The sequence below is a fragment of the Spirillospora sp. NPDC046719 genome (assembly GCF_040645715.1).
Lineage (GTDB): Bacteria > Actinomycetota > Actinomycetes > Streptosporangiales > Streptosporangiaceae > Spirillospora.
Genome location: NZ_JBEYYT010000002.1, coordinates 1 through 25,340 on the forward strand (window position 1 = coordinate 1; position 25,340 = coordinate 25,340).

Genomic DNA, 25,340 nt, shown 5'->3' on the forward strand with positions numbered 1-25,340 from the left:
CTCGCCGCGGCCGTCTGGCGGCTGCTGCCCGAGCCCGGGCGCGGCGCGCAGGGCCCCGCCCGCTCCAGCGCGCGCGCCGGCGGCGAGGCCGCCCAGCAGGCGGTGGAGGAATCGGACGTGCGGCCCCGCCCGGAGAACGTGCTGACCACCGACCCGTCCCGGATGACGCTGCTCCAGGCCGCCGGGCACGTCCTGCGCATCCGCACCAACGCGCTCATCATCGTCGCGTCCGCCATCGGCTACTTCTTCTTCGCCGGGCTGCGCACCTTCGCGATCGTCTTCGTCCAGCACCGGTACGGGATCGGGCGCGCCGGGCTGAGCCTGCTCGTCCCCGTCATCGGCCTCGGCGCGCTCGCGGGCGTCCTCACCGCCGGCCGCCTCGCCGACCGCCTCGTCCGGCAGGGCCGGATCGCCGCCCGCGTGGTGGTGCCGAGCGTCGCCTACACCGCGTCCGCGCTGCTGTTCCTGCCCGGTCTGCTGACCACCTCGGCCTGGGCGGCGATGCCGCTGTTCTTCCTCGCCGCCGCCGCGCTCGCCGGCGCGAACCCGCCGCTGGACGCCGTCCGCCTCGACGTCGTCCACTTCGGGCTGTGGGGCCGCGCCGAGAGCATCCGGACGATCCTGCGGATGGCCGGCGAGGCGGTCGCGCCCGTCCTGTTCGGCTGGCTGTCCGGGGTGTTCGCCCCCGGCGACCACTCCGGCACCGGCCTGGACCGGGTGTTCCTGCTCGCGCTGATCCCGCTCCTGGTCAACGGCCTGATCCTGCTGCGGGCGCGGCGCAGCTACCCGGCGGACGTCGCGTCCGCCATGGAGTCCGAACGGCGTTTCACCGCCGCGTGACCCCGGACCGGCGCGTGCCCCGGACCGGCGCGCGACCTCAGAACACCAGGCGCCGGGACACCAGCCCGTGCCCGACCTTCTCTCCGTGCCACAGGTCGAACCGGCACCCGGCCTTGAACGCGTCGGGCCCGGCCGTCTCCGTCACCAGCGTCATCGTCACGATGTGGTCGATGTCGCCCGGCCGCAGCGGCTCCCCGTCGTCGGTCGTCATGACGACCTTGTGGAACGCGTTCGGCTTGTGCTCCGCGCCCTTCTCGCGCAGGGTGAACGGGCAGCCCTCGGCGGGGAGGTCGGTCCCGATCGCCTGCTCGTCCAGCGAGACCAGCGCCTTGAACGTCGCCAGCTTCATCTCCGTCACTCCTCCCACCCGGCGGCCTCGTCCTTCCCTTCCATGCTTCCACCGAACGCCCGTCCCATCCCGTGAGACCATGATCGCCATGCCCGGACCGGACGTTTCACCCCAAACCTTCCTTCGTACCCTGCGTCCGGGCGACCTTTGCGGCGGAGTCGTCGCGGACGACGGCCGCCAGGGCGTTTCGGTGGTCCTGGACGGGTTCCCGGCGCGGCCCTTGGGCGTGATCGGATCGCTCGACCGGTCCTGGCGCGACCGGCGCGCGCCCATCGAGCCGGGGCGGCGGATCACCGCCGTGGTCCTCTCCGTGGACCTGGACCGCGACAGGGCCTGGCTCTCCCTCGCCGCGACCGAGCATCCGGAGCTGTGGACGTTCCTGGCAGGGCTGCGGGCCGGGGAGCCGCTGTCGGGCACGGTGGCGGCGATCGAGCGCTTCGGGGTCTTCGTCGACCTGGACGACGGCCCGCGCCACCCCGTCCACCCGGGCGTCGGCTTCATCACGGTGCCCGAACTGTCGTGGTCCTCGCTGGACGCGCCGTCGGACGCCGTGCGGGTGGGCCAGCGGATCACGTGCGAGTTCCTCCAGTTCGACACCGCGAACGGCGAGGCCCGGCTGTCGCTGCGCGCGACGCGGCCCGACCCGTTCCGGGCGTTCGCCCGCGGCCACCGGGCCGGGGACGTGCTGGACGGCACCGTGACCAAGGTCGTTCCGTTCGGGGTGTTCGTGCGCGTCGCGGACGGCGTCGAGGGCCTGCTCCGCGACGTGACGGGCGAGGACGTCCAGGTGGGCGAACCGATCGGCGTCGTCGTCGGGGAGATCGACGTCGAGCGGCGCCGGGTGGCATTCTCGGACCAGGCTTGAGGAGGACGCTCATGACGCTGGTGCGGGCCGCGCGCGCGGACGATCTGGAGGGCGTGGCGGCGATAGCGGCGCATTACGTGCTGAACAGCGTGGCGACGTTCGCGGAGACGCCGCAGACGGTCGCGGAGTGGCGGGAGCGGCTCGACGACCTGGAAGGGCGCGGCCTGCCGTTCCTCGTCGCCGAGGTGGACGGCGAGGTGGCCGGGTACGCGTACGCGGGGCCGTGGCGGCCGAAGCCGGCGTACCGGTACACCGTCGAGGACACGATCTACCTCGACCCGCGGCATCTCGGCAAGGGCCTCGGCATGGCGCTGCTCGGCGAGCTCGTGGAGCGGGCGGCCAAGGCGGGGATGCGGCAGATGATCGCGGTGATCGCCGACGCCGCCGGCGACGGGTCGGTGGCGCTGCACCGGCGCTTCGGGTTCGTCGAGGCGGGACGGCTGAGCGACGTCGGGCACAAGCAGGGCCGGTGGATCAGCACGATCCTGATGCAGCGCGCCCTCGGCCCCGAAACGGGCGCCTAGGGCCCTTTCCGGGCTGGCCCGGCCAGGTTACCCTTCGCATGGCGTCCGTGCCGGTCGTTTGCGCCTCGACTTGGGAGGGTCCCGTCCGCGGGACGGTTCGGCTCTGACACCGGCTCCTCTGTGTCCCGCTTTACCGAGGAGTCGTCCCGATGCAGTTCAAGCACAAGCGATGGTCCGCGGCCGCCGCCGCGCTGGCCTCGGCCGCCGCGGCGGTCGTCCTGTCGCTCGGCGCGCTGGTCGCGCTGTCGGCGCCGTCGTCGGCGCGGTCCGCCCCGTCGATCGCCTGCGCGTACGCGGCGTGGGCGGAGGGCACCACCTACAAGGTCGGCGACAAGGTCACCTACAAGGGCGACGGTTACGAGGCGCTCGTCGCCCACACCGCCTACCCGGGCGCGAACTGGAACCCCGCGTCCACGCCGACGCTCTGGCGCGACCTGGGGGCGTGCGACGTCTCGACGCCCCCGACCACCCCGCCGACGACACCGCCGACCACTCCGCCGACGTCACCGCCGCCCGGGGACGGGACGTGCGCGGTGAAGTCGCGGCCCGCCGGCAAGGTCCTCCAGGGCTACTGGGAGAACTGGGACGGCGCGTCCAACGGCGTGCACCCGCCGTTCGGCTGGACGCCGATCGACGACCCGGCGATCAGGCAGCACGGCTACAACGTGATCAACGCGGCGTTCCCCGTGATCCGGTCGGACGGCACCGTCCTGTGGGAGGACGGCATGGACTCGACCGTCAAGGTCGCCACCCCGGCCCAGATGTGCGCGGCGAAGGCGGCGGGCGCGACGATCCTGATGTCCATCGGCGGCGCCGCCGCGGGCATCGACCTGAGCTCCAGCAGCGTCGCGGACCGGTTCGTCCAGACGATCGTGCCGATCCTGAAGAAGTACAACTTCGACGGGATCGACATCGACATCGAGACGGGGCTGTCGGGCAGCGGCAGCATCACGCAGCTGTCGACGTCGCAGGCCAACCTGATCCGGATCATCGACGGGGTGCTCGCGCAGATGCCGTCGAACTTCGGGCTGACGATGGCCCCCGAGACCGCGTACGTCACCGGCGGCAGCGTCACCTACGGCTCGATCTGGGGCGCCTACCTGCCGATCATCAAGAAGTACGCGGACAACGGGCGGCTGTGGTGGCTGAACATGCAGTACTACAACGGCAGCATGTACGGCTGCTCCGGTGACTCGTACTCCGCCGGGACCGTCGAGGGCTTCGTCAAGCAGACCCAGTGCCTCGACAGCGGCCTGACCATCCAGGGCACGACCGTGAAGGTGCCGTACGACAAGCAGGTGCCCGGCCTGCCCGCGCAGCCGGGCGCCGGCGGCGGCTACATGGCACCGAGCCTGGTCGGCCAGGCATGGAACCAGTTCGGCGGCGCCCTGAAGGGCCTGATGACCTGGTCCATCAACTGGGACGGCTCGAAGGGCTGGACGTTCGGCGACAACGTCCGCGGCCTCCAGGGCCGCTGAGGCGGCGGAAGGCGAAGGCGGCCGGACGGGGTGCCCGTCCGGCCGCCGTTCCGCGTTACTTCAGGAGGCCGCGCATCTTGGCGATCTCGGCGGTCTGCGTGCGGACGATGCTCGCGGCCAGCGCCTTGGCGTCGGTGTTCTGACCGGAGCGGCCCTCGGCCCGCGCCATCGTCACGGCGCCCTGGTGATGTTCGATCATCATCCGCAGGAACGCCTTGTCGAACGCGGCGCCCTTGAGGCCCTTGAGCGAGGTCATGTCCTTCTCGCCCATGATGCCGGGCATGTCGTGGTGCATGCCGGTCATCGCGGCGGGCGCGCCCCAGTCCTTCAGCCAGCCGGTCATCGTCGCGATCTCCGGCGCCTGCGCCTTCTCGATGCCCGCGGCGAGCGCCTTGACCTGCGCGGACGCGGCGCGGGACGGGGCGAGCCCGGCCATCTCCACGGCCTGCCGGTGGTGCGGGATCATCATCTGCGCGAACATCACGTCCTGCTCGTTGTGCGACGCCTGCGCAGCGGACATGGACATGGACATGGACGGGGACGCGGACGGCTTGGAGCCGCCCTTGTCGTCGGAGTCGCCGCACGCCGCGAGGGCGAAGGCCAGGGCGGGGACGGCGACGAGCGCGATTGCGCGTTTCACTGATCGAGCCTTTCGTGTGCCGGTACATGACAGGTCTTCGCGGCACGCCGAAGCGGCGCGCCGGACGGTCTGTCACAGCCGGAGCACGCTCAACCGGTGAAGGGACGGAGCGGGCGGGGAGCGCCCGCCGCGCGGACCGGGCGTCCGGACCACCGGACGCGCCGCGACCGCGGCCCGCGTCACCCGGAGAAGGCCGAACAGCAGCGCGAACAGCAGGGACACGAGCAGCATCCCCAGGCACATCTGCCCGCTCGGATGGTCCGGGTGGTGGTCGCCCGGAGGGTCGCCGACCACCACGTGGTGGTGCTCGGTGGCGCCGGCGCTCGCCAGCGGCGCGGCGGCCATCTCCATCGGGCCGGGGGACGCCTGGAGGCCGTGCATGGCCATCAGCCCGGAGAAGAGCAGCAGCAGGCACAGCGGCGTCCCCCGATGGAGGCGCCGCCGTGCCCGCTGCCGTGGTCCCACCGTCTCCCCGTCTCCGAAGTCCTTCCGGACCTCATGCTAGAACGGGACGCGGCGGGGTCAGGACGGGGAGAACGCGTACAGCTTGTTGTTCTGCGCGCAGTCGTAGGTGCCGTCGGAGCAGAGCCCGAACCAGTATCCGGAGCCCCAGTAGACGGTCCCCGCGACGACGGCCGCGCCGCCGATCACGGCGCCGCCGCTGTCGAACCGCCACAGGACGCTGCCGTTCGCGGCGTTCAGCGCGAACATGGTGTCGGCCGCGCCGTTGATGCCGCCGGCGTACACGACGCCGTTCGCCGCGCTGAGGAACCCGATGTCGAGCGTCCCGTACGGGTCGCCGACCTGCCAGAGGATCTTGCCGGTGGCGGCGTCGAGCGCCGCCCACGAGCCGCCGTCGACGGTGGTCTTCGTGCCGTCCGCGCCGACGATGTCGTACTCCTCGTGCTCGGCGTTGCCGATGCCGACGTAGATCCGCTTCCCGTCGGTCGCCGACCCCCACTCCATGCCGCCGAGGTCGCTGCCGGGGCCGACCTGGGTGTGCCAGATCTCCTTTCCCGTGGCGGGGTCGAGCGCCCAGTAGATGCCGCTCTTCTGGCCGATGCCGAGGATGCTGCGCAGGTGCCCGCCGTCGGCGACCTGATACAGGTTCGGCGCGGACCCGAAGTCGAAGTCGGGGCCGCAGGTGTCGCAGTCCTCGGTCCCGACGTCGGCGGTGAGCGTCTTGAACGACCAGTCGACGGCGCCGGTCCGCAGGTCGAGGGCGACGACGGAGTCGGTGTAGTTGTCGTCCGGGCCCTGCCGGCAGTCCTGCTGGCCGGGGCGGGTGCAGACGCCGTCCGGCACCGTGTAGTTGTTGCCGGTCGTCACGAACAGCCGCCCGGTGGTGTTGTCGAGGGCGAACGAGCCGCCCCACACCGAGTTGCCGGTGTACCCGTCGGGCGCCATGTACCGCCGCCACCGGACGGCGCCGGTCACCGCGTCGAGCGCCACGACGCTGCCGCGGAACCGCACGGGGTGGCCGTCGCCGAACTCGACGCGGCTCGCCGTCCCGACGTAGACGGTGTCGCCGTTCACGACGGGCGACGTCGTCACCATCGCGGCGGGGTCGGCGTCGATCAGCGTGCTCCAGCGCTTCGCGCCGGTGAGCCGGTCGGCGGCCATGACGCGGGCGCCGCCGTCGGACGGCACGCTGGACACGCCGTCGCCGAACACGATCTCCGTCCCGGCGACGGCCGGGCTCGTCCGGGACACGTCGCCGGACACGCCGCTGTAGTCCGACACCGGGCGCTGCCAGCGGACGGCGCCGGTGAGCGCGTCCACCGCCGACAGCTTGCCGCCGTAGTCGGGGACGTAGACGGTGCCGAGCGACACCGTCGGCGTCGCGGCCACGTTGCCGGCCAGCGTCGCGGTCCAGCGCGGCTTGAGCCGCGAGGCGTTGCCGGGCGAGATGACCGTCTCGGTCGCGGCGTACCGGGTGTTGGCCGCGTTCTGGCCCGCGACCGTCCAGCCGGCGACGTACGGGACCGCGCCGGACGGCGCCGCCGACGCGGACGGGAGCGCGAGCAGCGCGGCGGCGAGGGCGGCGGCACCGGCCAGGGCCCTGCCGCGGATGCGTGCACGGACCATCGCTCAGCCCTCCGCGATGTAGGCGTGGACGATGCCCATCACGTCGTTCCTCGCGGCGGGCGAATCGTAGTAGCTGCTCACGGTCAGCCGGTCGCCGCGCGCGACCGTCGCGAGCGGGTCGCCGGAGCAGGTGCCCATCTTCACGATGGTCCGCATCCCGCCCATCGTGTCGTAGGTGGCGGGGGAGTCGCAGATCAGCGTGCCCGTGGTGTCGTCGGCGGCCTTCACGTGGACGCCGCCGGCGTGCTGGTGGCCGTTGGCGAACACGATGCGGCCGGAGACCGTGGACGTCCAGCTCCAGGTGTGCGTGCTCGGCCCGGCCGGGACGCTGTAGTCGGAGGTGAGGCAGCCGCCCGCGTCCAGCCACAGCGACCGCACCGGCGTGGTCGCCCCGGCGGCCGCAATGGTGTACGTGATGGAAATGTAGACCGTCTTCGGTTCCGCCGAGTAATTCATCAGATCGGTCAGCATCGCCCAGCGGTCATAGCTTTTCACCGGCAGCCCGTAACCGTCCGGCATGGTCTTCTCGGTGCGCTCGTCGCCGGACGCCCAGATGCGGTCGCCGAGCGGGCTGAACGGGCAGACGGTGTCGTGCGCGGCCAGGTTCGAGATGACGAAGTGGTGCAGCATCGGGCCGCTGTTCATGTCGGCGGTGCTGCCGTCGGCGTACACCAGGTCCGGTTTCTCGCCGACGATGTCGCAGTTGGAGCAGGGTTTCGGCGCCGCCGACACCACGTTCGGCAGCTCGCCGGGACGGTCCATGGTGCCGCCCGGGATCGTCCACGGGCCGTACCTCACCGTCACCGTCTGCGTGGCCGGGGCGGCGGCCAGCGCATGTCCCGTCCCGGCGAGGGCCGCCAGGAAAGCGACCATCGCCACGATCGTCGTTCGGAGTCTTCGGCGCATTCGATCACCCCATTCTGGGCTCGGCGCGAATTCCACCCGGAATTGCGTGCGGCCCGACCGTACGGCCGCCTCCGCGTCCCGCCATCGGCGAAACCACCGGCCTCCCCGCCATTGCGCGGGCGCCCAGCGGCAGGCCCGCCGGAGGCTGCCGCCGCACACCGCGCGCGGCGCGGGTACGGCGAAGGGAAGCCGATGACCTGCCGATTCCCATGACTCCGTCAACTCGAAGTTTGATCGGCGGCCGTTCGGCAATCGGAGTCTCCGTGACAGAGCTACGCACGGAAAAGGGCGTCGTCGACACGGAGATCCCCGCGCGGCTGGACCGGCTGCCGTGGGCGCGCTGGCACTGGATGATCGTCATCGGGCTCGGCACCGTCTGGATCCTGGACGGCCTCGAGGTGACGATCGTCGGCAACCTCGCGCCGCAGCTGGCGAAGCACGGCAGCGGCGTGGCCATCACCGCCGGCCAGGTGTCGGGGTTCGGCGCCGCGATCTACGTGACCGGCGCGTGCCTCGGCGCGCTGTTCTTCGGCTGGCTGACCGACCGGTTCGGGCGCAAGAAGCTCTTCATGATCACGCTGCTGGTGTACCTGGCGGGCACCGCGCTGACCGGGCTGTCGTGGACGGCGTGGTGGTTCTTCCTGTGCCGGTTCATCACCGGGTTCGGCATCGGCGGCGAGTACGCGGCGATCAACTCGGCGATCGACGAGCTGATCCCGAGCAAGCACCGCGGCCGGATCGACATCGTCATCAACGGCAGCTTCTGGATCGGCGCGGCGGCGGGCGCGCTGCTGACGGTCCCGATCCTCGGCGAGTTCCCGGTGGACGTCGGCTGGCGGCTGGCGTTCGCGCTCGGCGTCGTCCTCGGCCTGGTCGTGCTGCTGGTGCGGCGGCACGTCCCGGAGAGCCCGCGCTGGCTGATCATCCACGGCCGGACGGAGGAGGCCGAGCGGCTGGTCGGCGAGGCGGAGGGGACCGTCCACGCGGAGACCGGCGGGCGGCTGCCGGAGCCGGGCGGGAGCATCCGCATCCACCAGCGCAAGAGCATCGGGTTCGGGGCGATCGCCAGGACGCTGGTACGGAACTACCCCAAGCGCTCCTTCCTCGGCTTCGCGCTGTTCATCGGGCAGGCGTTCCTCTACAACGCGATCACCTTCGGGTACGCCGACATCCTCAAGACGTTCTTCCACATCGACACCGGCACCGGCTACTACTACGCGGTCATCGCGGTGGGCAACTTCCTCGGCCCGCTGCTGCTGGCGCCGCTGTTCGACACCTGGGGCCGCAAGCCGATGATCGCCGGAACGTACGTGCTGTCCGGTGCGCTGCTGCTGCTCACCGCGTGGCTGTTCAACGAGGGGCACCTCACCGCGACGACGCTGACGGCCTGCTGGTGCGTGGTGCTGTTCTTCGCGTCCGCCGGCGCCAGCTCGGCGTACCTGACGGTCAGCGAGGTGTTCCCGATGGAGACGCGCGCGCTGGCCATCGCGTTCTTCTACGCGATCGGCACCGCGGCCGGCGGGATCTCTGGGCCGCTCCTGTTCGCCAAGCTCGTCGGGACGGGCGCGCCCCGCGACACCGCGATCGCGTTCGTCGTCGGCGCCGTCCTGATGATCGCGGCGGGGCTGGTCGAGGCGGTCCTCGGCGTCAAGGCCGAGCGCAAGGGCCTGGAGGACATCGCGAAGCCCCTCACCGCGCAGGAGCCCGCGAAGCCCCTCGCCGCGCAGTAGCGCGATCCGCCGGAAAAGTTTCCATAGGCATGTCGAGAAGGCCGCGCGGGCACCGACCAACGGGTGAGAGGCGCCGCAGGGGCGTCGAGCACCCGAGGGAGACGGTCCCATGAGCATGGTCACCTGCGACATCGCGATGTCGGTGGACGGCTACGTCGCCGGCCCGAACCAGAGCCTGGAGAACCCGATCGGCGAGGGCGCCGAGGACCGGCTGCACCGCTGGATGTTCGAGCGGCCCGAGGCCAACGCCAAGGAGCTGGAGGCGATCACCGCGGCGGGCGCGTTCATCATGGGCCGCAACATGTTCGGCCCGGACCGCGGCGACTGGGACCTCGACTGGACCGGCTGGTGGGGCGACGAGCCGCCGTACCACGCGCCGGTGTACGTCCTCGCCCACCGCCCGCGCGCGTCCGTCACCATGAAGGGCGGCACGACGTTCCACTTCGTCACCGACGGCATCGAGTCGGCGCTGGCGCGGGCGCGGGAGGCCGCGGGCGACGCGGACGTGGCGGTCGCCGGCGGCGCCTCGACCGTGAACCAGTACCTCGCCGCCGGGCTGATCGACGAGCTGCGCCTGCACGTCGCCCCGGTCGTCCTCGGCGCCGGCGAGCGGCTGTTCACCGGCGTCGGCTCCTTCGACCTGGAGCCCGTCCGCGTGCGGCACACCGACCTGGTCACCCACCTCACCTACCGCCCGCGCCGGGCCGGCTGACCCGCGGGTCAGGGGCGGAGGGCGGCCAGTTCGGCGGCGAAGCCCCGGATGAGGGCGGCGAGGCCGGCCTCGAAGGCCAGGTCGCGGTGGCCGGGCGGGGCGTGCAGCATCGGTTCGAGACCGGGCGGGACGTCCTCGCCGGGGAGGGGGCCGTCGGGCGGGTCGTCGAGGACGAGGACGGAGCCGAGCAGGAAGTACTCGACCGCGTGCACCAGCGGCAGCAGCCGGTCCTCGGGCCAGCCGGCGCGGCGCAGGACGGTGAACGCGTCGGCGTAGGCGTGCAGCGCGGCCCGCGACCGGACGGGCCGCGCGGCCAGCAGCGGGACGGCGCGCGGGTGCGCGGCGAAGGCGGCGCGGTAGGAGCGGGCCCAGCCGTCCACCGCCGCCGTCCACGGCGTGATGGACGGGTCGAGGGTCATCTCGCCGACGATCAGTTCGCGGATGCCGTCGACGACCTCGTCCCGGCCGGAGATGTGGTTGTAGAGCGACGGGCCCTTGACGCCCAGCTCGGCGGCGACCCGGTTGACCGACAGCGCGTCGGCGCCGTGCTCGTCGACCAGCGCGAGGGCGGCCCGCATGATCGCCTCGCGGGTCACCAGCCGGCGCGGCGGCCTGCCCATGCGCCCCTCCCCCGGTCCGCCCCGAATCCGCCCCTCGACGGCGGACGGCGGCCAGTGTAGTGTCCCCCCGACGCTAAAACTACGGCTTCTAGTTTTATGGAGGGGTGCCGTGGAGTACGCCGAGTACCGCGCCCGCGACGCGGTCGGGCTGGCCGCGCTCGTCACCGCCGGCGAGACCACCCCGGCCGAGCTCCTGGACGCCGCCATCGCGCGCGCCGAGGCCGTCGACCCGAAGATCAACGCGATCGTCCGGCCCATGCACGACCTCGCGCGCGCCCGCGCCGCCGGGCCGCCGACCGGGCCGTTCGCCGGCGTGCCGTTCCTGGTCAAGGACCTGTCGCAGGACTACGCCGGGCTGCCCACCGGCAGCGGCAACCGGGCGCTGCGCGACGTCCCCGCCGCCGAACACGCCGAGGTCGTCCGCCGGTGGCTGGACGCGGGGCTCGTCGTGTTCGGCAAGACCAACACCCCCGAGTTCGGCGCCAAGGGGATCACCGAGCCCGAGGTGAACGGCCCCACCCGCAACCCGTGGGACCTCGCCCGCACGCCCGGCGGATCGTCCGGCGGGTCGGCCGCCGCGGTCGCCGCCGGGATCGTCCCGGTCGCGGGCGCCAACGACGGCGGCGGCTCGATCCGCATCCCCGCGGCCTGCTGCGGGCTGTTCGGCCTCAAACCCGGCCGCGGCCTCGTCCCCGCCGGTCCGTCGTACGCCGAGCACCTGCACGGCGCGGCCGTCGACGGCGTCGTCTCCCGGACCGTCCGCGACAGCGCCGCGATGCTCGACGTGCTCACCGCGACCCCCGACCCCGGCGGCCCCTACCTGCCCGCCAAGCCCGACCTGCCCTACGCCGAGCTGGCGCGGCGCGCACCCGAGCGGCTGCGCATCGGCTTCGCCACCGAGTCGCCGCTCGGCACCGACGTCGACCCGCAGGCCGTCGCCGCCGTCGAGGACGCGGCGAGGCTCCTGGAGGGCCTCGGCCACGACGTCGAGCCCGCGAAGACCGGCATCGACGAGCGGCGCCTCGCGTTCGACTTCCTGGCGATGTGGTCGACGCAGCTCGCGTACACCGTCGACGAGATCCGCCGCGCGACCGGCGCGCCCCGCGGGGCGTTCGAGCTGGACACCCATCTCGTCGCGGCGGCCGGACGCGTCCAGTCCGCACCCGCCTACTTCGCCGCCCACGAGCGCTGGAACGCCTACGGCCGGCAGCTCGCGGCGTTCCACTCCCGCTACGACCTGCTGCTCACCCCGACCCTCGCCAGGCCGCCGATCCGCATCGGCGAACTCGACACGCCCGCCCCGCTGCGCGCCATCGGCCGGGCGGCGCTCGCGCTCGGCCTCGCCGGTCCGCTGACGCGGACGAAGCAGTGGCGCGACGCCGTCATCGCCAACCTCGCCCCGGTCCCGTACACGCAGCTCGCGAACATCACCGGGCGCCCGGCGATGAGCGTCCCGACCTACCGGACGCCCGGCGGCCTGCCGCTCGGCGTCCAGTTCGTCGGCCCCCTCGGCGGCGAGGGCGTGCTGCTCGCGCTGGCCGCCCAGCTGGAGGCCGAGCGCCCCTGGTCCCACCTGGAACCCCCGCTCTGACGGCCGGCGGGATCTCGGCGCTGATCGGCGGTTCCGCGGACGGCGCGACGGGTCCGCCGGTCAGCCGATGAGGTGGTCGCAGAGGAACCGCGCGATCTCCTCGTAGGCGAGCAGCTCGTTCTCGCGGTCGGTGAACCCGTGGCCCTCGTCGTCGAAGACCCGGTACCGGACGTCGACGCCGCGGCTCCGCAGCCGGTCGACGAGCCGGTCGGACTCCGCGCGGGGGACCCGCGGGTCGCGGGCGCCCTGCAGCACCAGCAGCGGCGCGGTGATCGTGTCGGCGTAGGTGATCGGCGACCGCTGCACGAGGTACCCGGCGTCGGTCTCCGGGTCGCCGAGGACGGCCGCGACGAAGTGCTTCCAGGTCGGCGGGCAGGCGCGGGCGAGCGCGACGAGGTTCGCGGGCCCGCACAGCGACACCCCGGCCGCCCACCGGTAGGGCAGCCTCGCCAGGCACGACAGCGCGGCGAACCCGCCGTAGGAGCCGCCCATCACCGCGATGCGCGCGGCGTCGACGCCGGGCTCCGACCGCAGGTGGCAGACCGCGTGGTCGAGGTCGTCCAGGTCGAACCCGCCCCAGTTGCGGTGCACGAGCTTCTGGTGCCGGGCGCCGTAGCCGGTGGACCCCGCGATGTTCGGCGCGAAGATCGCGATGCCCTGCGCGAGAAGGTGCTGGTAGAGGCCCGAACGGAGGTACTGGGGCCGTTCCTGCGCCTCCGGGCCGCCGTGGATCGACAGCAGGACGGGGTGCGGTTCCGGCGTGCGCGGCCGGTAGTACAGCGCGTGGACGTACCGTCCCGCCGACGACGGGTAGACGACCGGCTCCGGCTCGACCGGCTCCGCCGTCCCCGCCTTGAACGCGGGCGGCCGGGCGTCGGTGAGGTAGCGGACGCCGTCCGACGGATCGAGGACGGCGACCTCGGCGGGCCGGGTGGCGGTGTCGAGCAGGACGACCAGCGGCTCGGCGCGCGGCGCGAGCGCCAGCGCGGACACGACGCCCGGCGGGACGGCGGGGAGCGGCAGCGGGCGGTCGGCATGGCGCGCGTACAGGACGGAGCGCCCGTCCTCGTTGACCGACCAGGCGAGCGTCTCGCCCGCGACCTCGATGCGCTCCACGTCCCAGTCGTGCTGGGCGACCGGTTCGAGGGTCCCGGTGGCCAGCCGGTAGAACGCCCCGGCGACGAACTCACCCCACAGGTCGGTGCGCAGGTAGAAGCCCGTGGAGTCGGCCGCCCACGGGCCCGGCTCGAACAGCCCGTCGCCATGGTCGGCGGTGACGCACACCGGCGCGGCGGACGCGTTCCCCAGGTCGGTCAGGTACGCGGCGACCCTGGTGTGGGACCGGAACCCGCCGGTCAGCAGCCACCGCCCGTCCGGGGAGATCCCGACCGGCTGGAAGACCACGCCCGGCGGCGGCACGATCCGCCGCTCGGTCTCCTCGGCGAGGTCGCGGACGAGCACGTCCTGGACGGTCTCGTCGCGGTCGTTCGCCGCGTAGACCAGGCGGCGCCCCTCGGCGTCGAACGGCGCGGCGGGCAGGATCCGCTGGCACCGCGGGCCCGCGCCGATCTCGGCGGGGCCGCCCGCGCCCGGCCGGCCGCCGTCGCCGTCCAGGTCGAGGCGGTACAGCCGGTACTGCTCGTCGCCGTCGCGGTCGGCGGTGAAGACCAGGCTCTTGCCGTCCGGGGCCCACGCGATCCGCCGGACGGCCCGGCCGGGCAGCCGGGTCAGCCGCCGGGGCACGCCGCCCGCGACGGGGACCGTCCACAGGTCGAACCGCCCGGCGGCGTTGCTCGAATAGGCCACGGTGCCCGCGTCGGGGGACAGCGCCAGGGCCGGCTGGAAGCCTTGGCGGGGGACGAAGTCGCGGTAGCCGGGCATGGGAGCCCTCCAGGGTCGACCGGATTACCTGATCCGCAGCGCGGAGGCGGCCGGGCCGGGCCGCCGGGGCGCCACACCGGCCCCAGTGTCCACCCGTTCACCTCTGGGCACAGAGAGTAGCCAGGTGGAACGCGAGCGTAACATGACCGTCCAGGTGAGGTTATTCGGCCGCGCCCGCCTGCGTCATCGAGCCGGCCGGGTCGGTCACCGGATCGTGACGCGGACGCTCCCGTACGCGAAGCGGCCGTCCGCGTCGGCCTGGACCGCGACGATCAGGGCCGGGCCGGGACGCAGCGGCTCGCGGAACGCCTCGTCGCGGCCGTCGGGGCCGCGGATCGCCCCCACGGTGCCGTGCGTCAGCCCGCCCGGCTGCACGGCGACGTACGCCAGTGGCCGCGCGGTCGCGACGCGCATCGCCGGCCGGGCGTCCACCTTGGCGCGCGCCGCCGGTTCGAGGATGCGGACGGTCGCGCCGGGCACGGGATCGACCCGCCCGTCGGCGGAGCCGTCGGCCCGCGAGTGGACGACGACGGCTCCGGCGGGCCGCAGGGTCCGCTTCTCGACGAGCAGGTACAGGAACGCGCTGGGGGTACCGCGGCCCTGCGTGATCTCATCGACGAGCGTCCATTTCGCGGAGCCGTGCGGGTCCGGCGCGAGGCGGGCCAGCTTCGTCCGCAGGCCGCGCGGCGACCCGTACCGCCGCTGCGCCTCGGGCGTGAGCAGCCGCCACGCCGCTTGGGCGTCGCGGTGCGCCGCTGCTTCCTGCCAGGCGCGGGGCACGCGTTCGAGCCCGCTGGTGTCCGGCGGCGGCTTGCAGCCGCAGATGTGGGTCCGGGCGGGCTCGTCCAGGACGGCCACCACCGTCACCACCGCCCCCGCGACGACGACCAGCACCGCGGCGATCACCCAGGGGAGGCGGCCGCGCCGGAACGGCATCTTCCGAACCCTCATCCGGTATCCCCCATGTGCTCGCCGGCGCCCGAGATCAGACGGTCCGTCCTGCCCGCGGGTTCCGCCGGTGAGGGCGCGAGGCGGGCCGTCAGCCGGGCGTCCGGTGCACCCGCGCCGTCTCCCGGACGACCGCCCAGGCGTCCGCGACGGGCCCCACATGCCCGAGCTTGTCCGGGTTGAGCACCGTGCGGATCATCTGGATCCGCCCGTCGAGGATGTCCAGCGACCACGTGTTGACGACCCTGCCGTCCCGGTCGCGGAACACCGCGCCCGGCTGGCCGTTCACCTCGCACGGCTCCACCGCGCCGCCGATCTCCAGGAACGGCCGCACCAGCGTGGCCAGCGCGCGCGCCACCTTCGCGGCCCCGGCGACGCCCTCGCCCCATCGCGGCGCCTTGCCGCCGCTGTCGCTGACCAGCTGCGCGTCGGCGGCGAGCAGCTCCCGCAGACCGTCGACGTCCCCTTCGGTGAAGGCGTCGAAGAAGCGTCCGGCGAGCTCCTCGCGCTCGCGCCGGTCCGCCTCGAACCGCGGACGTCCCGCGTCCATGTGCCGGCGCGCGCGCACGGCGAGCTGGCGGCACGCCGCTTCCGACCTCCCCACCGCCGACGAGATGTCCGGGAAACCGAACCCGAACACCTCCCGCAGCACGAACACCGCCCGCTCCAGCGGGCTGAGCCGTTCGAGGAGCAGCAGGGCCGCCATCGACAGCGAGTCGGCCAGTTCCGCCGACCGCTGCGGGTCCTCGTAGGGGTCGGCCAGCAGCGGCTCGGGGAACCACAGCCCGACGTACTGCTCCCGCCGGACGCGGGCCGAGCGAAGCACGTCGATCGAGATCCGCGTCACCACGGCCGACAGGTACGCCTTCGCCGAGACGGGCCGCGCCGCCGAACCCTCGTACCGCAGCCACGTCTCCTGCACCGCGTCCTCGGCCTCGCTCACGCTGCCGAGGATCCGGTACGCGATCGAGAACAGCAGCGGCCGCAGCTCCTGGAACTCCTCGGCCCTGCTCACGCCAGCTCCTCCTTGAAGCCCTGCCGCCACGACGGGTGGCGCAACTCCCAGCCCAGCTCGCGCTTGGCCTTGGCGTTGGAGAACCCCCGCCCCTCCGTCATCATGATGACGGCCTGGTCACCGGCGAGCAGCCGGGCCAGCCACACCGGGACCCGAATCGGCCGCTTCGCCCCCGCGCACGCGGCCAGGTGGGGCAGCCATTCGCTCGCCGGGGCGGGCTCGTCGTCCACGATGTTGAACACGCCGCGCGCCTTGCGCTCCACGGCCAGGACGGTGGCGCTCGCCGCGTCGTCGAGATGGATCCACGAGCTGTACCCGGTGCCGCGCCCGACGAGCGGGTACTGCCGCTTGCGCACCAGTTCCACCTGGTCGTCGATGGCGCCCGGCCCGTAGAACGCCCCGTACCGCAGCACCGCGCCGCCCGCCTTGAGGACCGACTCCTCGACGTGCCGCATCGCCTCCATCCCGACCTGCGCCGCCGTCCCCTCGAGCAGGTCGAGCGGGTCGTCCTCGGTCTTCACCCAGCCGCCCTCGCGGATACCGTTCCAGCTCGCGTAGCCCTGCGCGACGACATGCGGCACGCCGGTCGCCTCGACGGCGGCCAGCAGGTGGTCGGTCCCCTCGGTGCGCAGCCGGTTGGTGAGCGCGAACCAGCGGTCCGGGTGCTTGATGTCCGGTTTGCCGGCGTGCGCCATCGAGATCGCCGTCATCTGGTGGACGACCGCGTCCGGCCGGGCGGCCGCGACCGCCTCGCCGACGGACGCCGCGTCCAGCCCGTCCATCACGACGGGCTCGGCGCCGAGCCGCTCCAGCACGTCGAGCTTGGCGGCGCTCGTCGTCGTCGCCGTCACCTGGTGGCCCCGCGCCACGAGCTGCGGCACCAGCCGCCGCCCCAGCACCCCGCTCCCGCCTGCCACGAACACGCGCATGACCTTCACCTTCCCGCTTCGGGCCCCGACTTTCGGACCCGAGACGAGACAGCCCCGGCCGCCTGTGACACGGCCGGGGCCCGAGGGGGCGGCACGCCGTCGCGCGCGGGGGCTCGCGCCCGCTGGTCGACCTCCGCCGAACCGGGCATTGACCTGCGGTTTCGGCGACACCCGCACGGTTTGGCCGGGAGGGGCGGCGGGGAGCCCGGCAATTATGAACAAATCCACCATTTCCACCACAGTCGGGGCCGCCCTCCTCGCGGCCGGCGCGCTCGTCCCCGCCGGGGCCGCCCACGCGACCACGAGCCCGAGCCCGGGCGCGAAGACCACGACCGTCACCGTGACCGAGAAGGAGTACACGCTGACGCCGTCCATGACCAGCCTCAAGCCGGGCGCCTACACCTTCCTCGCCAAGAACACCGGCACGATGGTGCACGGGCTGGCCATCTCCGGACCGGGCATCAGCGGCACGAAGATGATCACGGGCGTCAAGCCCGGCTCCACCGGGACGCTGAAGGTCGCCCTCAAGTCCGGGACCTACCAGATGTGGTGCCCCGTCGACAATCACCGGGCGCTCGGCATGCACACCCAGCTGACCGTCGCCGGCGCGGGTGGCGGCGGCGGCGCGCCGGGCAGCCCGTCGCCGACCGGCAGCAAGGCGCCGGCGGCGGCGGCGCCCCCCCCGAGCAAGCCCGGCGGGTGCTGACCGCCCCGCCGCACAGCCGCCGGCGGACAGCGCCGTCCGCCGGCACCGGGCTTGACGGGGACCGGAGGCCGCCACCACCCGCCCCGCCAAGCCCCCTTTTCTTGGATCGAGATCTTTCGCGTCCGGGGCGGCCGGTTCGCCGAGATGAGGGGGCTCAACGAAGGTCCCGCCCCGCGCGGCCGAGCGGAGGCGCAGGGCCGTCCCTCAAGGCTTCGCCATGGACTCTTCGGTAGCTGAGAAAGGGCAGGTCAGCGTCTCGGCAAGTCAGTTCGCCCGCCGCTTCCCCGGGTACGTGCCGAGCCGGAAAGGAAGGCATCGGCTCGACCGGTACCGAGCTCTCCAGGGAAGGACGTCCTGCGATGTCCCGAACGACTCTGCGCAGCACCTCGCACTCGACCCGGCCGTGGCGGAGCCGCGGCGTGCGCATGGCGGTGCCCCTCGCGGCGCTCGCGGCCGCGGCCACCGCGTGCGGCGGCTCGGGCGGCGCCCACGCGCACCGTCCCGCCGTGCCGATGGCCGCCACGTCCGCGCCGAACACCTCGAACGAGGGCGGAACGATCGCGACGGCGAAGGTCGGCAACCTCGGGCAGGTCCTGGTCGACGGCGAAGGCCGCACGGTCTACCTGTTCGAGAAGGACCAGGGCGGCAAGTCGTCCTGCTCCGGGGCCTGCGCGGCGGTGTGGCCGCCCGTCACGACCACGGGCACGCCGCACGCCGGCACCGACGCCAAGGCGTCCAAGCTCGGCACGACCACCAGGAGCGACGGGAAGAAGCAGGTCACCTACGGTGGGCACCCGCTGTACTACTACGCGCCGGACGGCGCCGTGAAGGGCAGCGCCAAGGGGCAGGGGCTCACCCAGTTCGGCGCCGGGTGGTACGTGGTGTCCTCGGCCGGCCAGAAGGTCGAGAAAGGTGGCTCCTGACACGTCGCGCGCGCGGACCGCGTTTCCGCGGTGGTCCGCCGTCGCGGCGGCGGGCCTGCTGGCCGCCGGCTGCGCGTTCGCGACGAACTCCCAGGACCCCGGCCGCCAGCAGGTCGCGTCGGCCGCCGTGCCGAAGCTCGGACCGGTCCTGGTCGACGGCAAGGGACGCACGCTGTACGCGTTCGCCGCCGACCCGCCGAACCGGTCCACCTGCTTCGGCGCGTGCGCGAGCATCTGGCCCCCGGCCACGTCCCAGGGGCGGCCCGGGACGTCCGGCGGGGCCCAGCCGGGCATGCTGACCACGATCGCCCGTTCCGACGGGCCGCGCCAGATCGTCTACGCCGGGCACCCGCTGTACTACTACCAGGCCGACACCGGACGCGGCGACGCCCAGGGCCAGGGCATCACGCAGTTCGGCTCCCCCTGGTTCGCCCTCACCCCGCAAGGACAGATCCAGACCACCGGGAGTGCCCATGGTGGCTACCAGCCCTGACCTCACCGGCACGGGGGCCCTGTCCCCGGCCCTGCTGCGCCACCTGTCGGCGCTGCTGCTGTTCGGCGTCGGCGCGGTGCACCTGTACGAGTACATGGCCGACTACTACCGCGTCATCCCGATCATCGGGCCGCTGTTCGCGGCCAACTTCGCCAGCGCGGTGGTGCTGGGCGTCTCCCTGCTCGTACCGCTCGCGTCCATCCCGCTCGTCCGGTCCCTGCCGCTGATCGGCCGCGCTCCGCACGCGCTCGTCGCGCTCGGCGGGATCGTGTTCCTGCTGGGCACGATCATCGGCCTGCTCATCAGCGAGCAGGCGACGCTCTTCGGCTTCCACGAGTACGGCTACCGGACCACCGTGTGGCTGGCGCTCGGCCTCGAATCGGCCGCCGTCCTGACCCTCGCCGGATACCTGGCCCTGGAAGCCCGCCGCCCCCATCCCGCCACCACCTGACATCGATGCGTCACGGACGGGCGTCCGAATGCGGGGGACGAGGGCTTGAGAAGGGGTGCGCGGTCATTCCGTTTCGGGGGGCAGCCACTCGACTATTCGCGGGAACGGGCAGATGAGGCAGTACATCATCTGGCCCGCCTCCCGGGCGCGGCCCGCCAGGCCCGCCAGGTCGGCGACCGATCTCCGCACCTCCGGCAGGTCGAAGAACTCGTTGCCGACGAACTCCTCGGTCTGCGCCCACAACGGCGCCGCCGCGTCCATTTCCGCCTGCGTGGCCTTGGCCAGGGTGTCCCGCACCATGACGTCCAGTTCGACGATGATGGGGTCGTCGTCCTCCGGAGTCAGCAGTTCCGGCTCCGGGACGTCCCGTTCGGGAAAACCGGAGAACAGCACGTCCTCGAAGGTCGCCCGGGACAGCAGGAGGCTGACGAGCCTGCCGAGCATGACGTACGGATCGATGCTCTTCAGCCGCACCGCCTCCGCGTCAGGGAGGGCGGTGTCCGTCCAATACTCGGGGAAGTGCAGGAAAAGGGCCGTCGTCCTGTCGGGCGCCCGGAAGTAGTCGCAAATGAGCCTCATGAGCGGACCTCGGGGTGGAAGCGATCACCGTCCGCCCATTCACTCATGGAAGCACGCCGCCCCGACATCGGAACGTCATCATCCGGTGCGGTCCAGACGGGTGGCGCTGTCGTAGGACTCGCGGGCGTCGAGCAGTTCGTCCCAGTGCTCCTCGGCCCAGGCGCACGCCGCGGCCATCGGCTGGAGCATGCTGCGGCCGAGCGGGGTCAGCTCGTACTCGACATGCGGCGCCGTCCCGGCGTGGACGGTGCGCTCGACGAGCCCGTCCCGTTCGAGAGACCGCAACGACCGGGTGAGGACCTTGGGCGTGACGCGGCTCAGCGGCACGCGCAGCTCGGAGAACCGGCGCGGTCCGTGTTCCAGGCAGCGGATGACGAGCCCCGCCCATTTGTCGCCGAACCGGATCGGATTGAGCGCGGACGGGCACAGCTCTTCGAACATGTCGGCGGGCAAAGGCTCCCTCATGCCCTCACGATAACCGGTATCCCAGCGGAAACCAGGGCCCCCGTTAACGTCGGCGCAGTGGCCGGGCACACCGATTCCCGGCCCTGGTGAAAGGCGGTTTCCCATGAACATCGTGGTCTTCGGCGCGGGCGGCCGGGCCGGGCGGCAGGCCGTCGCCGAGGCGCACCGGCGCGGCCACAGCGTGACCGCCGTGGTGCGCGACCCGGCACGCCACGGCGACCTGGCCGGCGCGGAGGTCGTGGCGGGCGACGTCACCGACGCGGCCGCCGTCGGGCGGGCCGCCGCCGGGCAGGACGCCGCCGTCAGCGCCGCCGCGGACCTGGCGGCGCCGCCGCACGACTTCTTCACCGCCTCGTCCCGCGCGCTGGCCGCCGGGCTGGCCGAGGCCGGCGTGCGCCGCCTGCTCGTGGTCGGGCTGGCGTCGATCATGCCGGGGCCGTCCGGCGCTCCGCTGATGGACGAGCCCGGCTACCCGAACGAGTACCGGTCCTTCTACCTCGGGCACGCGGCGGGCCTCGACGAGCTCCGGGCCTCCGACCTCGACTGGACGTACGTGGCGCCCGCGGGCGACTTCGACCACGACGGCGCTCCGACCGGCCGGTACGCCGTGGCGGAGCACGGCGATCCGGCCAGCCGCATCACCTACGCGGACTTCGCGATCGCGCTGCTCGACGAGATCGAGAAGCCCCGCCACCCGCGTGCCGCGATCAGCGTGCGGGAGGCGTGATGCCCGAGGCGGGCGCGGGGCCGCGCGGGGGCGCCTCGGGTCAGTCGTCGCCTTCGTACGTGTCCATCGCGTCCTCGTACGCGTCTTCGTAGGCGTCCTCGTACGCCTGCTCGTAGGCGGCTTCCTGGTAGGCGCTCTGGACGGCCTGCTGGGCGAAGCCGGTGTCGAACGAGTCGTCGTCCCCGCCGTCGTCGTCTCCGCCGTTGTCGTCGTCATCGAGCATCTCGTTGACGACGGCACCGGCGACGAACCCGGCCGCGAGACCGCCGGCCGCGCCCGCGGCCACGCCGCCCCAGCCCGGCCCGTGGCCGCCGTGGTGCTCGCCGTGATGGGCGCCGTGGCCGAACCCCTCGTGCCCGTACTCGTGTCCGCCGAAGCCGTGCCCGCCCCCGTGGCCGCCGAAGCCGTGCCCACCGAAGCCGTGCCCGCCCAAGCCGTGGCCGCCCGCGTGCCCGGCCACGGCCTGCAGCCACGACTCCAGCTCGTGCTCCCACGCCATGTGCAGGGCTTCCTCGTGGGAGACGTGGAAGCGTCCGAAGACGTCGTCGCCCTCGGAGAGGAAGGTGTCGCGCTGGTCGGCCTCCAGCACGACCGCCAGGCCGTGCGGGTCGGCGACGAAGGTGAGCTCGACCTCGCTGATCCGCCCCGCGTACTGCGGCGGCGCGTGGAACTCGATCTCCTGGTAGAACGGCAGCTCCTGGTGCAGGCCGGCGATGTGCCCCTGCTCGACGTCGGCGCCCTTGAAGGCGAACCCCAGCGCCCCGAACGCGTCCAGGACGCGCTGCTGGGACGGCAGGGGCAGCACCGAGACCGGGTCCAGGTCGCCGGCGTCCACCGCCCCGGCGACCTCCAGTTCCGTCCGCACGCCCATGGCCATGCCGTGCAGGTGCTGCCCGTAGACCTCGGTGACGGGGAGCTCCCACGGCAGCGGCATCTGGAACGGGATCGCCTGGTACTGCCCGGCGCCCAGGTGGAAGGCCCCGGTGATCGCCCCGCGGTAGAACTCGAGGCCGCCGCTTCCCTCGTGGTCGCCGTGCTCGTACTCGGCGCGGGTGACGAGGCTCAGCACGACCTGGTGGATGTGGACGTCACGGTCTCCGCCCTGCACGCGGACCTCGCCGGACAGGTACTCGCCCGGACGTCCGTGCGGGCCGGCCAGCACCGTCTCGACCGAAGGGCCACCCACCCCGAAGGCGCCCAGCAACTGCTTGAAGACCATGCCTTCCATCCCCTCTTCTCTTGTACGCCGGAGCCGTCCCGAAGCACCCGGCCACGGTGAAGCATCGCAGCCCGGCCCCGGTCGCGGTAGCTGCTACAAGTGTAGTTAGGAGCGCCCTCCGGCGGAGTCGGGAACCGCGAACGACGCCGGGCAAAAATTCGATCGGATGTTCGAGAAACCGGGACGGCCGCCCCTCCGGCTCCTAGGCTCGACGCCGTGACCTCCTCCGAGACCACCGAGCCGTGCCGCGGTTTCTGGGCCGACACCGTCCGCATCAGGACCGGCTACCTGGCCGAGGTGCCGACCCAGACGCTGGTGCTGAAGCTCGCCGAAGAGGTCGGCGAGGTCGCCGAGGCCTACATCGGGATGACCGGCGGCAATCCCCGCAAGGGCGTCCACAAGAGCAGGTCCGATGTGCTGGACGAGCTCGCCGACGTCATGCTGTCCGCCGCGGTCCCCATGGTCGATCTGGCGGGCGGCGCGGCCCAGGCCGAAGCGCACATGGCCGGGCGTCTCGGGATCGTCTCCGCGCGCGAGGTCGCAGCGCCGCCGGTAGGGGACGGGGTCGGCGGCTGGTACGGGTCCTTCGTGGCGCCCCATGTCGTCCTGCGGCGCCACGACGGCCAGGTCCTGATGCTGCGGCGCCACAACACCGGGTACGCCGACGGGTGGCTCTGCCCTCCCGCCGGGCGGATCGAGCCGGGCGAGGACGTGCTGGCGGCCGCGATCCGCGAGGCCCGCGAGGAGACGGGGGTCCGGCTGCGCCGCGAGGACGCCCGTTTCGCCCATGTCATGCATCGGACCGCCGAGACGCTGCCGGGCCCGTGCCACGCGGTCAGCGACTTCTGGTTCCGCTTCGACCGCTGGGAGGGCGAACCGCGCGCCGCCGAGCCGGACAAGGCGTCCGAGGCGGTGTGGATCGACCCGGTCCGGCCGCCCGGCGACGTGATCCCGCACTGCGCGCTGGCGCTCGCCGCGATCATGCGCGGTGAGGCGTTCAGCGTCCACGGCTGGGCCTGACGCGGCGCCCTCCCCGCGACACGCTCCGCCTACGCCGGATCGGTGATCCGGACGCCGTCGGCGTCGCCGTCGGAGAGGAACGACGCGAGCGACCGCCCCTCCTCGGCGACGGCGGTGCGCTCGGCGCGGGAGAAGCGGCGCAGCGGGGTGACGACCACGGTGCTGGCATCGGCGCTCCAGGTCGCGGCGGCCCGACCGTCGACCAGCACCACGCGAGCGCCCGTGACGGACAGGCCGCGGTGGTCGTCGTCGATGATCCTGCTGCGGTCGTGGTAGCCGAGGATCGCGTTGTCGAAGGCGGGCAGGAACCGCACGGGAGCGGGCGTGTCGGGGTCGGGGCGCGGCGCGTCGGGGAGGTCGAGCAGTTCGCGGCCTCGCTCGTCCCGGAAGGCGACCAGCTCGTCGCGCATCGCGGCGATCGCGGCGGGCAGTCCCGCGAGCCCGCACCAGGCGCGCACGTCGGCCGAGGCGGCGGGCCCGAACGCGGCCAGGTAGCGCCGCACCAGCACCTGCCCCACCGGGTCGGACGCGTCCGCGGACGGAGGGTCGGGCTCGCGGCCGAGCCAGGAGGACAGCGGGACGTTGCGCACCCCCGCCCTGGTCCGCCACAGCCCGCGCGGCGGGATCTGCGCATTCGGGACGAGCGCGGAGACGAGCATCTCGCCCAGGGCGCGCGGCGACGGGTCCGGCCACCGTCCGGCGACCGCGCGCGCCAGCTCCGCCATGGTGCGCGGCTCGCCGTCGGCCGTCGCCGCCCGTCCCGCCGCCGCGAGCTCGTCGAGGTCCACCCCGGCGAACTCGCGGCGGTAGACCCCGAGGACCCGCTGGCGCAGCATCGGCTCGTGCCGGGCCCGCCAGGACAGGGCGTCCTCGGCGGTGACGAGGTGGACGGTGCGGCGCATGAGGTGCGTCCGCACCACGCGCCTTTCGGTCAGCAGGTCGGAGAGCTCCGCCGGGTCGAACGCGCGCAGCCGCGACCAGAGCCCGACGAACGGCTCCTGCGGTTCCTGCGCCTGCAGGCCGCAGAGGTGCCCGATCGCGTCGTGAGCCGGGAGGTCGGCGCGGTCGAGCAGCAGCTGCCGGGCGAGCGTCGCGCGGCCCAGCGCCCGGGTGTCGAGGACGGCCATCGGGTCAGGACGCGTCGTAGCCGCTGGCGACGTCCAGGACCCAGATGACGCCGAACCGGTCCTCGAGCATCCCGTAGAGAGGCGCCCACTGGGCGGGCCCAAGAGGCTGCCGGACGCTCGCCCCCTCGGAGAGCTTCTCCCAGTAGCCGGTGATCTCCTCGGCCGTCTCGCCGCGTACCGAGACGAAGAACGCGTTCTCGCCCCGGTTCCACGGCAGGCTCGACGGGACGTCGTACGCCATCACGCGGAAGCCGTTGCCGGCGGCCACCTGGCCCCACATCACCTGGTCCGCCTCGGCCGGGTCCTGCACGTTCCCGGCGTCCTTGTAGGTGATCACAGCCATGTCCCCGCCGAACACGGTCCGGTAGAAGGACAGCGCCTCGCGCGCATCGCCTCGGAAGTTCAGGTGCGTCACGGTGTCGACGGCCATTGCGGACTCCTCATCGCTCGGTTCGGTCGTGCCCGTTTCCTCGGGCTCGGTGTCCACCGTCGCAGGGGTAGCGGACAGGTTGTG

Annotated in this window: 28 protein-coding genes; 13 read left to right on the forward strand and 15 right to left on the reverse strand. The window is 73.3% G+C overall.

Annotated features, from left to right (window positions below):
* Positions 1 to 840: MFS transporter (locus ABZ914_RS00540; RefSeq protein WP_500190595.1), on the forward strand; the 840-nt coding region annotated here is incomplete at its 5' end.
* A 37-nt stretch (positions 841 to 877) separates the two neighbouring features.
* On the opposite strand, the gene ABZ914_RS00545 is transcribed toward ABZ914_RS00540, so the two are convergent.
* Entirely contained in the window at positions 878 to 1,189 is a 312-nt protein-coding gene (locus ABZ914_RS00545; RefSeq protein WP_500190597.1) for a hypothetical protein, read from the reverse strand.
* 190 nt (positions 1,190 to 1,379) lie between these two features.
* On the opposite strand from ABZ914_RS00545, the gene ABZ914_RS00550 reads away from it, so the two are divergent.
* From ABZ914_RS00550 to ABZ914_RS00560, 3 genes are all read left to right on the forward strand, one after another.
* The gene (locus tag ABZ914_RS00550) at positions 1,380 to 2,054 is read left to right on the forward strand and encodes a S1 RNA-binding domain-containing protein (RefSeq protein WP_500190599.1); all 675 of its coding nucleotides are present in this window, start codon (positions 1,380 to 1,382) and stop codon (positions 2,052 to 2,054) included.
* Between the two features lie 11 nt (positions 2,055 to 2,065).
* Complete coding sequence (locus ABZ914_RS00555) at positions 2,066 to 2,578, forward strand: GNAT family N-acetyltransferase (RefSeq protein WP_500190600.1); 513 nt, start codon at positions 2,066 to 2,068, stop codon at positions 2,576 to 2,578.
* A 149-nt stretch (positions 2,579 to 2,727) separates the two neighbouring features.
* Positions 2,728 to 4,056 (forward strand): carbohydrate-binding protein, encoded by a 1,329-nt coding sequence (locus tag ABZ914_RS00560; protein WP_500190602.1) that lies wholly within the window; start codon positions 2,728 to 2,730, stop codon positions 4,054 to 4,056.
* Between the two features lie 55 nt (positions 4,057 to 4,111).
* Here ABZ914_RS00560 and ABZ914_RS00565 read toward each other — a convergent pair whose 3' ends face one another.
* From ABZ914_RS00565 to ABZ914_RS00580, 4 genes are all read right to left on the reverse strand, one after another.
* A complete protein-coding gene (locus ABZ914_RS00565; protein ID WP_500190604.1) occupies positions 4,112 to 4,696 on the reverse strand; it encodes a DUF305 domain-containing protein in 585 nt (194 codons plus the stop codon).
* Between the two features lie 72 nt (positions 4,697 to 4,768).
* Entirely contained in the window at positions 4,769 to 5,161 is a 393-nt protein-coding gene (locus ABZ914_RS00570) for a DUF6153 family protein (RefSeq protein WP_500190605.1), read from the reverse strand.
* Between the two features lie 57 nt (positions 5,162 to 5,218).
* Positions 5,219 to 6,784: an outer membrane protein assembly factor BamB family protein gene (locus ABZ914_RS00575; RefSeq protein WP_500190607.1), complete on the reverse strand. Its 1,566-nt coding sequence runs from the start codon at positions 6,782 to 6,784 to the stop codon at positions 5,219 to 5,221.
* 3 nt (positions 6,785 to 6,787) lie between these two features.
* Entirely contained in the window at positions 6,788 to 7,657 is an 870-nt protein-coding gene (locus ABZ914_RS00580) for a hypothetical protein (protein WP_500190609.1), read from the reverse strand.
* A gap of 296 nt (positions 7,658 to 7,953) precedes the next feature.
* Between ABZ914_RS00580 and ABZ914_RS00585 the strand changes: the two genes are divergently transcribed.
* Positions 7,954 to 9,420: an MFS transporter gene (locus ABZ914_RS00585; protein ID WP_500190611.1), complete on the forward strand. Its 1,467-nt coding sequence runs from the start codon at positions 7,954 to 7,956 to the stop codon at positions 9,418 to 9,420.
* A 109-nt stretch (positions 9,421 to 9,529) separates the two neighbouring features.
* Positions 9,530 to 10,132 (forward strand): dihydrofolate reductase family protein, encoded by a 603-nt coding sequence (locus ABZ914_RS00590; protein ID WP_500190613.1) that lies wholly within the window; start codon positions 9,530 to 9,532, stop codon positions 10,130 to 10,132.
* An 8-nt stretch (positions 10,133 to 10,140) separates the two neighbouring features.
* Here the strand turns inward: ABZ914_RS00590 and ABZ914_RS00595 are convergent, their stop codons facing one another.
* Positions 10,141 to 10,752 carry a TetR/AcrR family transcriptional regulator gene (locus ABZ914_RS00595; protein WP_500190615.1) on the reverse strand — a complete coding sequence of 204 codons (612 nt, stop codon included), beginning with the start codon at positions 10,750 to 10,752 and terminating at the stop codon, positions 10,141 to 10,143.
* A gap of 109 nt (positions 10,753 to 10,861) precedes the next feature.
* Here ABZ914_RS00595 and ABZ914_RS00600 point away from each other — a divergent pair, with 109 nt between their 5' ends.
* Positions 10,862 to 12,343: an amidase gene (locus ABZ914_RS00600; protein WP_500190617.1), complete on the forward strand. Its 1,482-nt coding sequence runs from the start codon at positions 10,862 to 10,864 to the stop codon at positions 12,341 to 12,343.
* A 60-nt stretch (positions 12,344 to 12,403) separates the two neighbouring features.
* Here the strand turns inward: ABZ914_RS00600 and ABZ914_RS00605 are convergent, their stop codons facing one another.
* The 4 genes from ABZ914_RS00605 to ABZ914_RS00620 form a co-directional block, all read right to left on the reverse strand.
* Positions 12,404 to 14,224: a S9 family peptidase gene (locus tag ABZ914_RS00605; RefSeq protein ID WP_500190618.1), complete on the reverse strand. Its 1,821-nt coding sequence runs from the start codon at positions 14,222 to 14,224 to the stop codon at positions 12,404 to 12,406.
* A 204-nt stretch (positions 14,225 to 14,428) separates the two neighbouring features.
* Complete coding sequence (locus tag ABZ914_RS00610) at positions 14,429 to 15,175, reverse strand: hypothetical protein (protein WP_500190620.1); 747 nt, start codon at positions 15,173 to 15,175, stop codon at positions 14,429 to 14,431.
* An 88-nt stretch (positions 15,176 to 15,263) separates the two neighbouring features.
* Positions 15,264 to 16,187 carry an RNA polymerase sigma-70 factor gene (locus ABZ914_RS00615; RefSeq protein ID WP_500190621.1) on the reverse strand — a complete coding sequence of 308 codons (924 nt, stop codon included), beginning with the start codon at positions 16,185 to 16,187 and terminating at the stop codon, positions 15,264 to 15,266.
* On the reverse strand, positions 16,184 to 17,116 hold the full coding sequence (locus ABZ914_RS00620; RefSeq protein WP_500190623.1) for an NAD-dependent epimerase/dehydratase family protein: 933 nt from the start codon (positions 17,114 to 17,116) through the stop codon (positions 16,184 to 16,186). Before ABZ914_RS00620 ends, ABZ914_RS00615 begins: the two co-directional genes overlap by 4 nt.
* A 214-nt stretch (positions 17,117 to 17,330) precedes the next feature.
* Between ABZ914_RS00620 and ABZ914_RS00625 the strand changes: the two genes are divergently transcribed.
* The 4 genes from ABZ914_RS00625 (at position 17,331) to ABZ914_RS00640 (ending at position 19,689) form a co-directional block, all read left to right on the forward strand.
* Entirely contained in the window at positions 17,331 to 17,822 is a 492-nt protein-coding gene (locus ABZ914_RS00625) for a hypothetical protein (RefSeq protein WP_500190624.1), read from the forward strand.
* A 359-nt stretch (positions 17,823 to 18,181) separates the two neighbouring features.
* Positions 18,182 to 18,745 (forward strand): COG4315 family predicted lipoprotein, encoded by a 564-nt coding sequence (locus ABZ914_RS00630; RefSeq protein WP_500190626.1) that lies wholly within the window; start codon positions 18,182 to 18,184, stop codon positions 18,743 to 18,745.
* Positions 18,735 to 19,238 (forward strand): COG4315 family predicted lipoprotein, encoded by a 504-nt coding sequence (locus ABZ914_RS00635; protein ID WP_500190627.1) that lies wholly within the window; start codon positions 18,735 to 18,737, stop codon positions 19,236 to 19,238. The genes ABZ914_RS00630 and ABZ914_RS00635 overlap by 11 nt, the downstream gene beginning before the upstream one ends.
* A complete protein-coding gene (locus ABZ914_RS00640; RefSeq protein ID WP_500190630.1) occupies positions 19,219 to 19,689 on the forward strand; it encodes a hypothetical protein in 471 nt (156 codons plus the stop codon). Before ABZ914_RS00635 ends, ABZ914_RS00640 begins: the two co-directional genes overlap by 20 nt.
* A 63-nt stretch (positions 19,690 to 19,752) precedes the next feature.
* On the opposite strand, the gene ABZ914_RS00645 is transcribed toward ABZ914_RS00640, so the two are convergent.
* Together ABZ914_RS00645 and ABZ914_RS00650 are read right to left on the reverse strand one after the other, a co-directional pair.
* Positions 19,753 to 20,268, reverse strand: a complete 516-nt coding sequence (locus ABZ914_RS00645; protein ID WP_500190632.1) for a hypothetical protein — start codon at positions 20,266 to 20,268, stop codon at positions 19,753 to 19,755.
* A gap of 78 nt (positions 20,269 to 20,346) precedes the next feature.
* Entirely contained in the window at positions 20,347 to 20,733 is a 387-nt protein-coding gene (locus tag ABZ914_RS00650; protein ID WP_500190633.1) for a winged helix-turn-helix transcriptional regulator, read from the reverse strand.
* A gap of 103 nt (positions 20,734 to 20,836) precedes the next feature.
* Between ABZ914_RS00650 and ABZ914_RS00655 the strand changes: the two genes are divergently transcribed.
* Entirely contained in the window at positions 20,837 to 21,460 is a 624-nt protein-coding gene (locus ABZ914_RS00655) for an NAD(P)-dependent oxidoreductase (protein ID WP_500190635.1), read from the forward strand.
* A gap of 40 nt (positions 21,461 to 21,500) precedes the next feature.
* On the opposite strand, the gene ABZ914_RS00660 is transcribed toward ABZ914_RS00655, so the two are convergent.
* Entirely contained in the window at positions 21,501 to 22,688 is a 1,188-nt protein-coding gene (locus tag ABZ914_RS00660) for a sporulation protein (RefSeq protein ID WP_500190637.1), read from the reverse strand.
* 207 nt (positions 22,689 to 22,895) lie between these two features.
* Between ABZ914_RS00660 and ABZ914_RS00665 the strand changes: the two genes are divergently transcribed.
* Positions 22,896 to 23,699: an NUDIX domain-containing protein gene (locus tag ABZ914_RS00665; RefSeq protein ID WP_500190639.1), complete on the forward strand. Its 804-nt coding sequence runs from the start codon at positions 22,896 to 22,898 to the stop codon at positions 23,697 to 23,699.
* A gap of 29 nt (positions 23,700 to 23,728) precedes the next feature.
* Here the strand turns inward: ABZ914_RS00665 and ABZ914_RS00670 are convergent, their stop codons facing one another.
* Both ABZ914_RS00670 and ABZ914_RS00675 read right to left on the reverse strand, forming a co-directional pair.
* Positions 23,729 to 24,826: a winged helix DNA-binding domain-containing protein gene (locus ABZ914_RS00670; RefSeq protein ID WP_500190641.1), complete on the reverse strand. Its 1,098-nt coding sequence runs from the start codon at positions 24,824 to 24,826 to the stop codon at positions 23,729 to 23,731.
* Positions 24,827 to 24,830: 4 nt separating this feature from the next.
* Positions 24,831 to 25,256, reverse strand: coding sequence for a VOC family protein (locus ABZ914_RS00675; RefSeq protein ID WP_500190642.1), 426 nt, complete (start codon positions 25,254 to 25,256; stop codon positions 24,831 to 24,833).
* Positions 25,257 to 25,340: the final 84 nt, after the last annotated feature.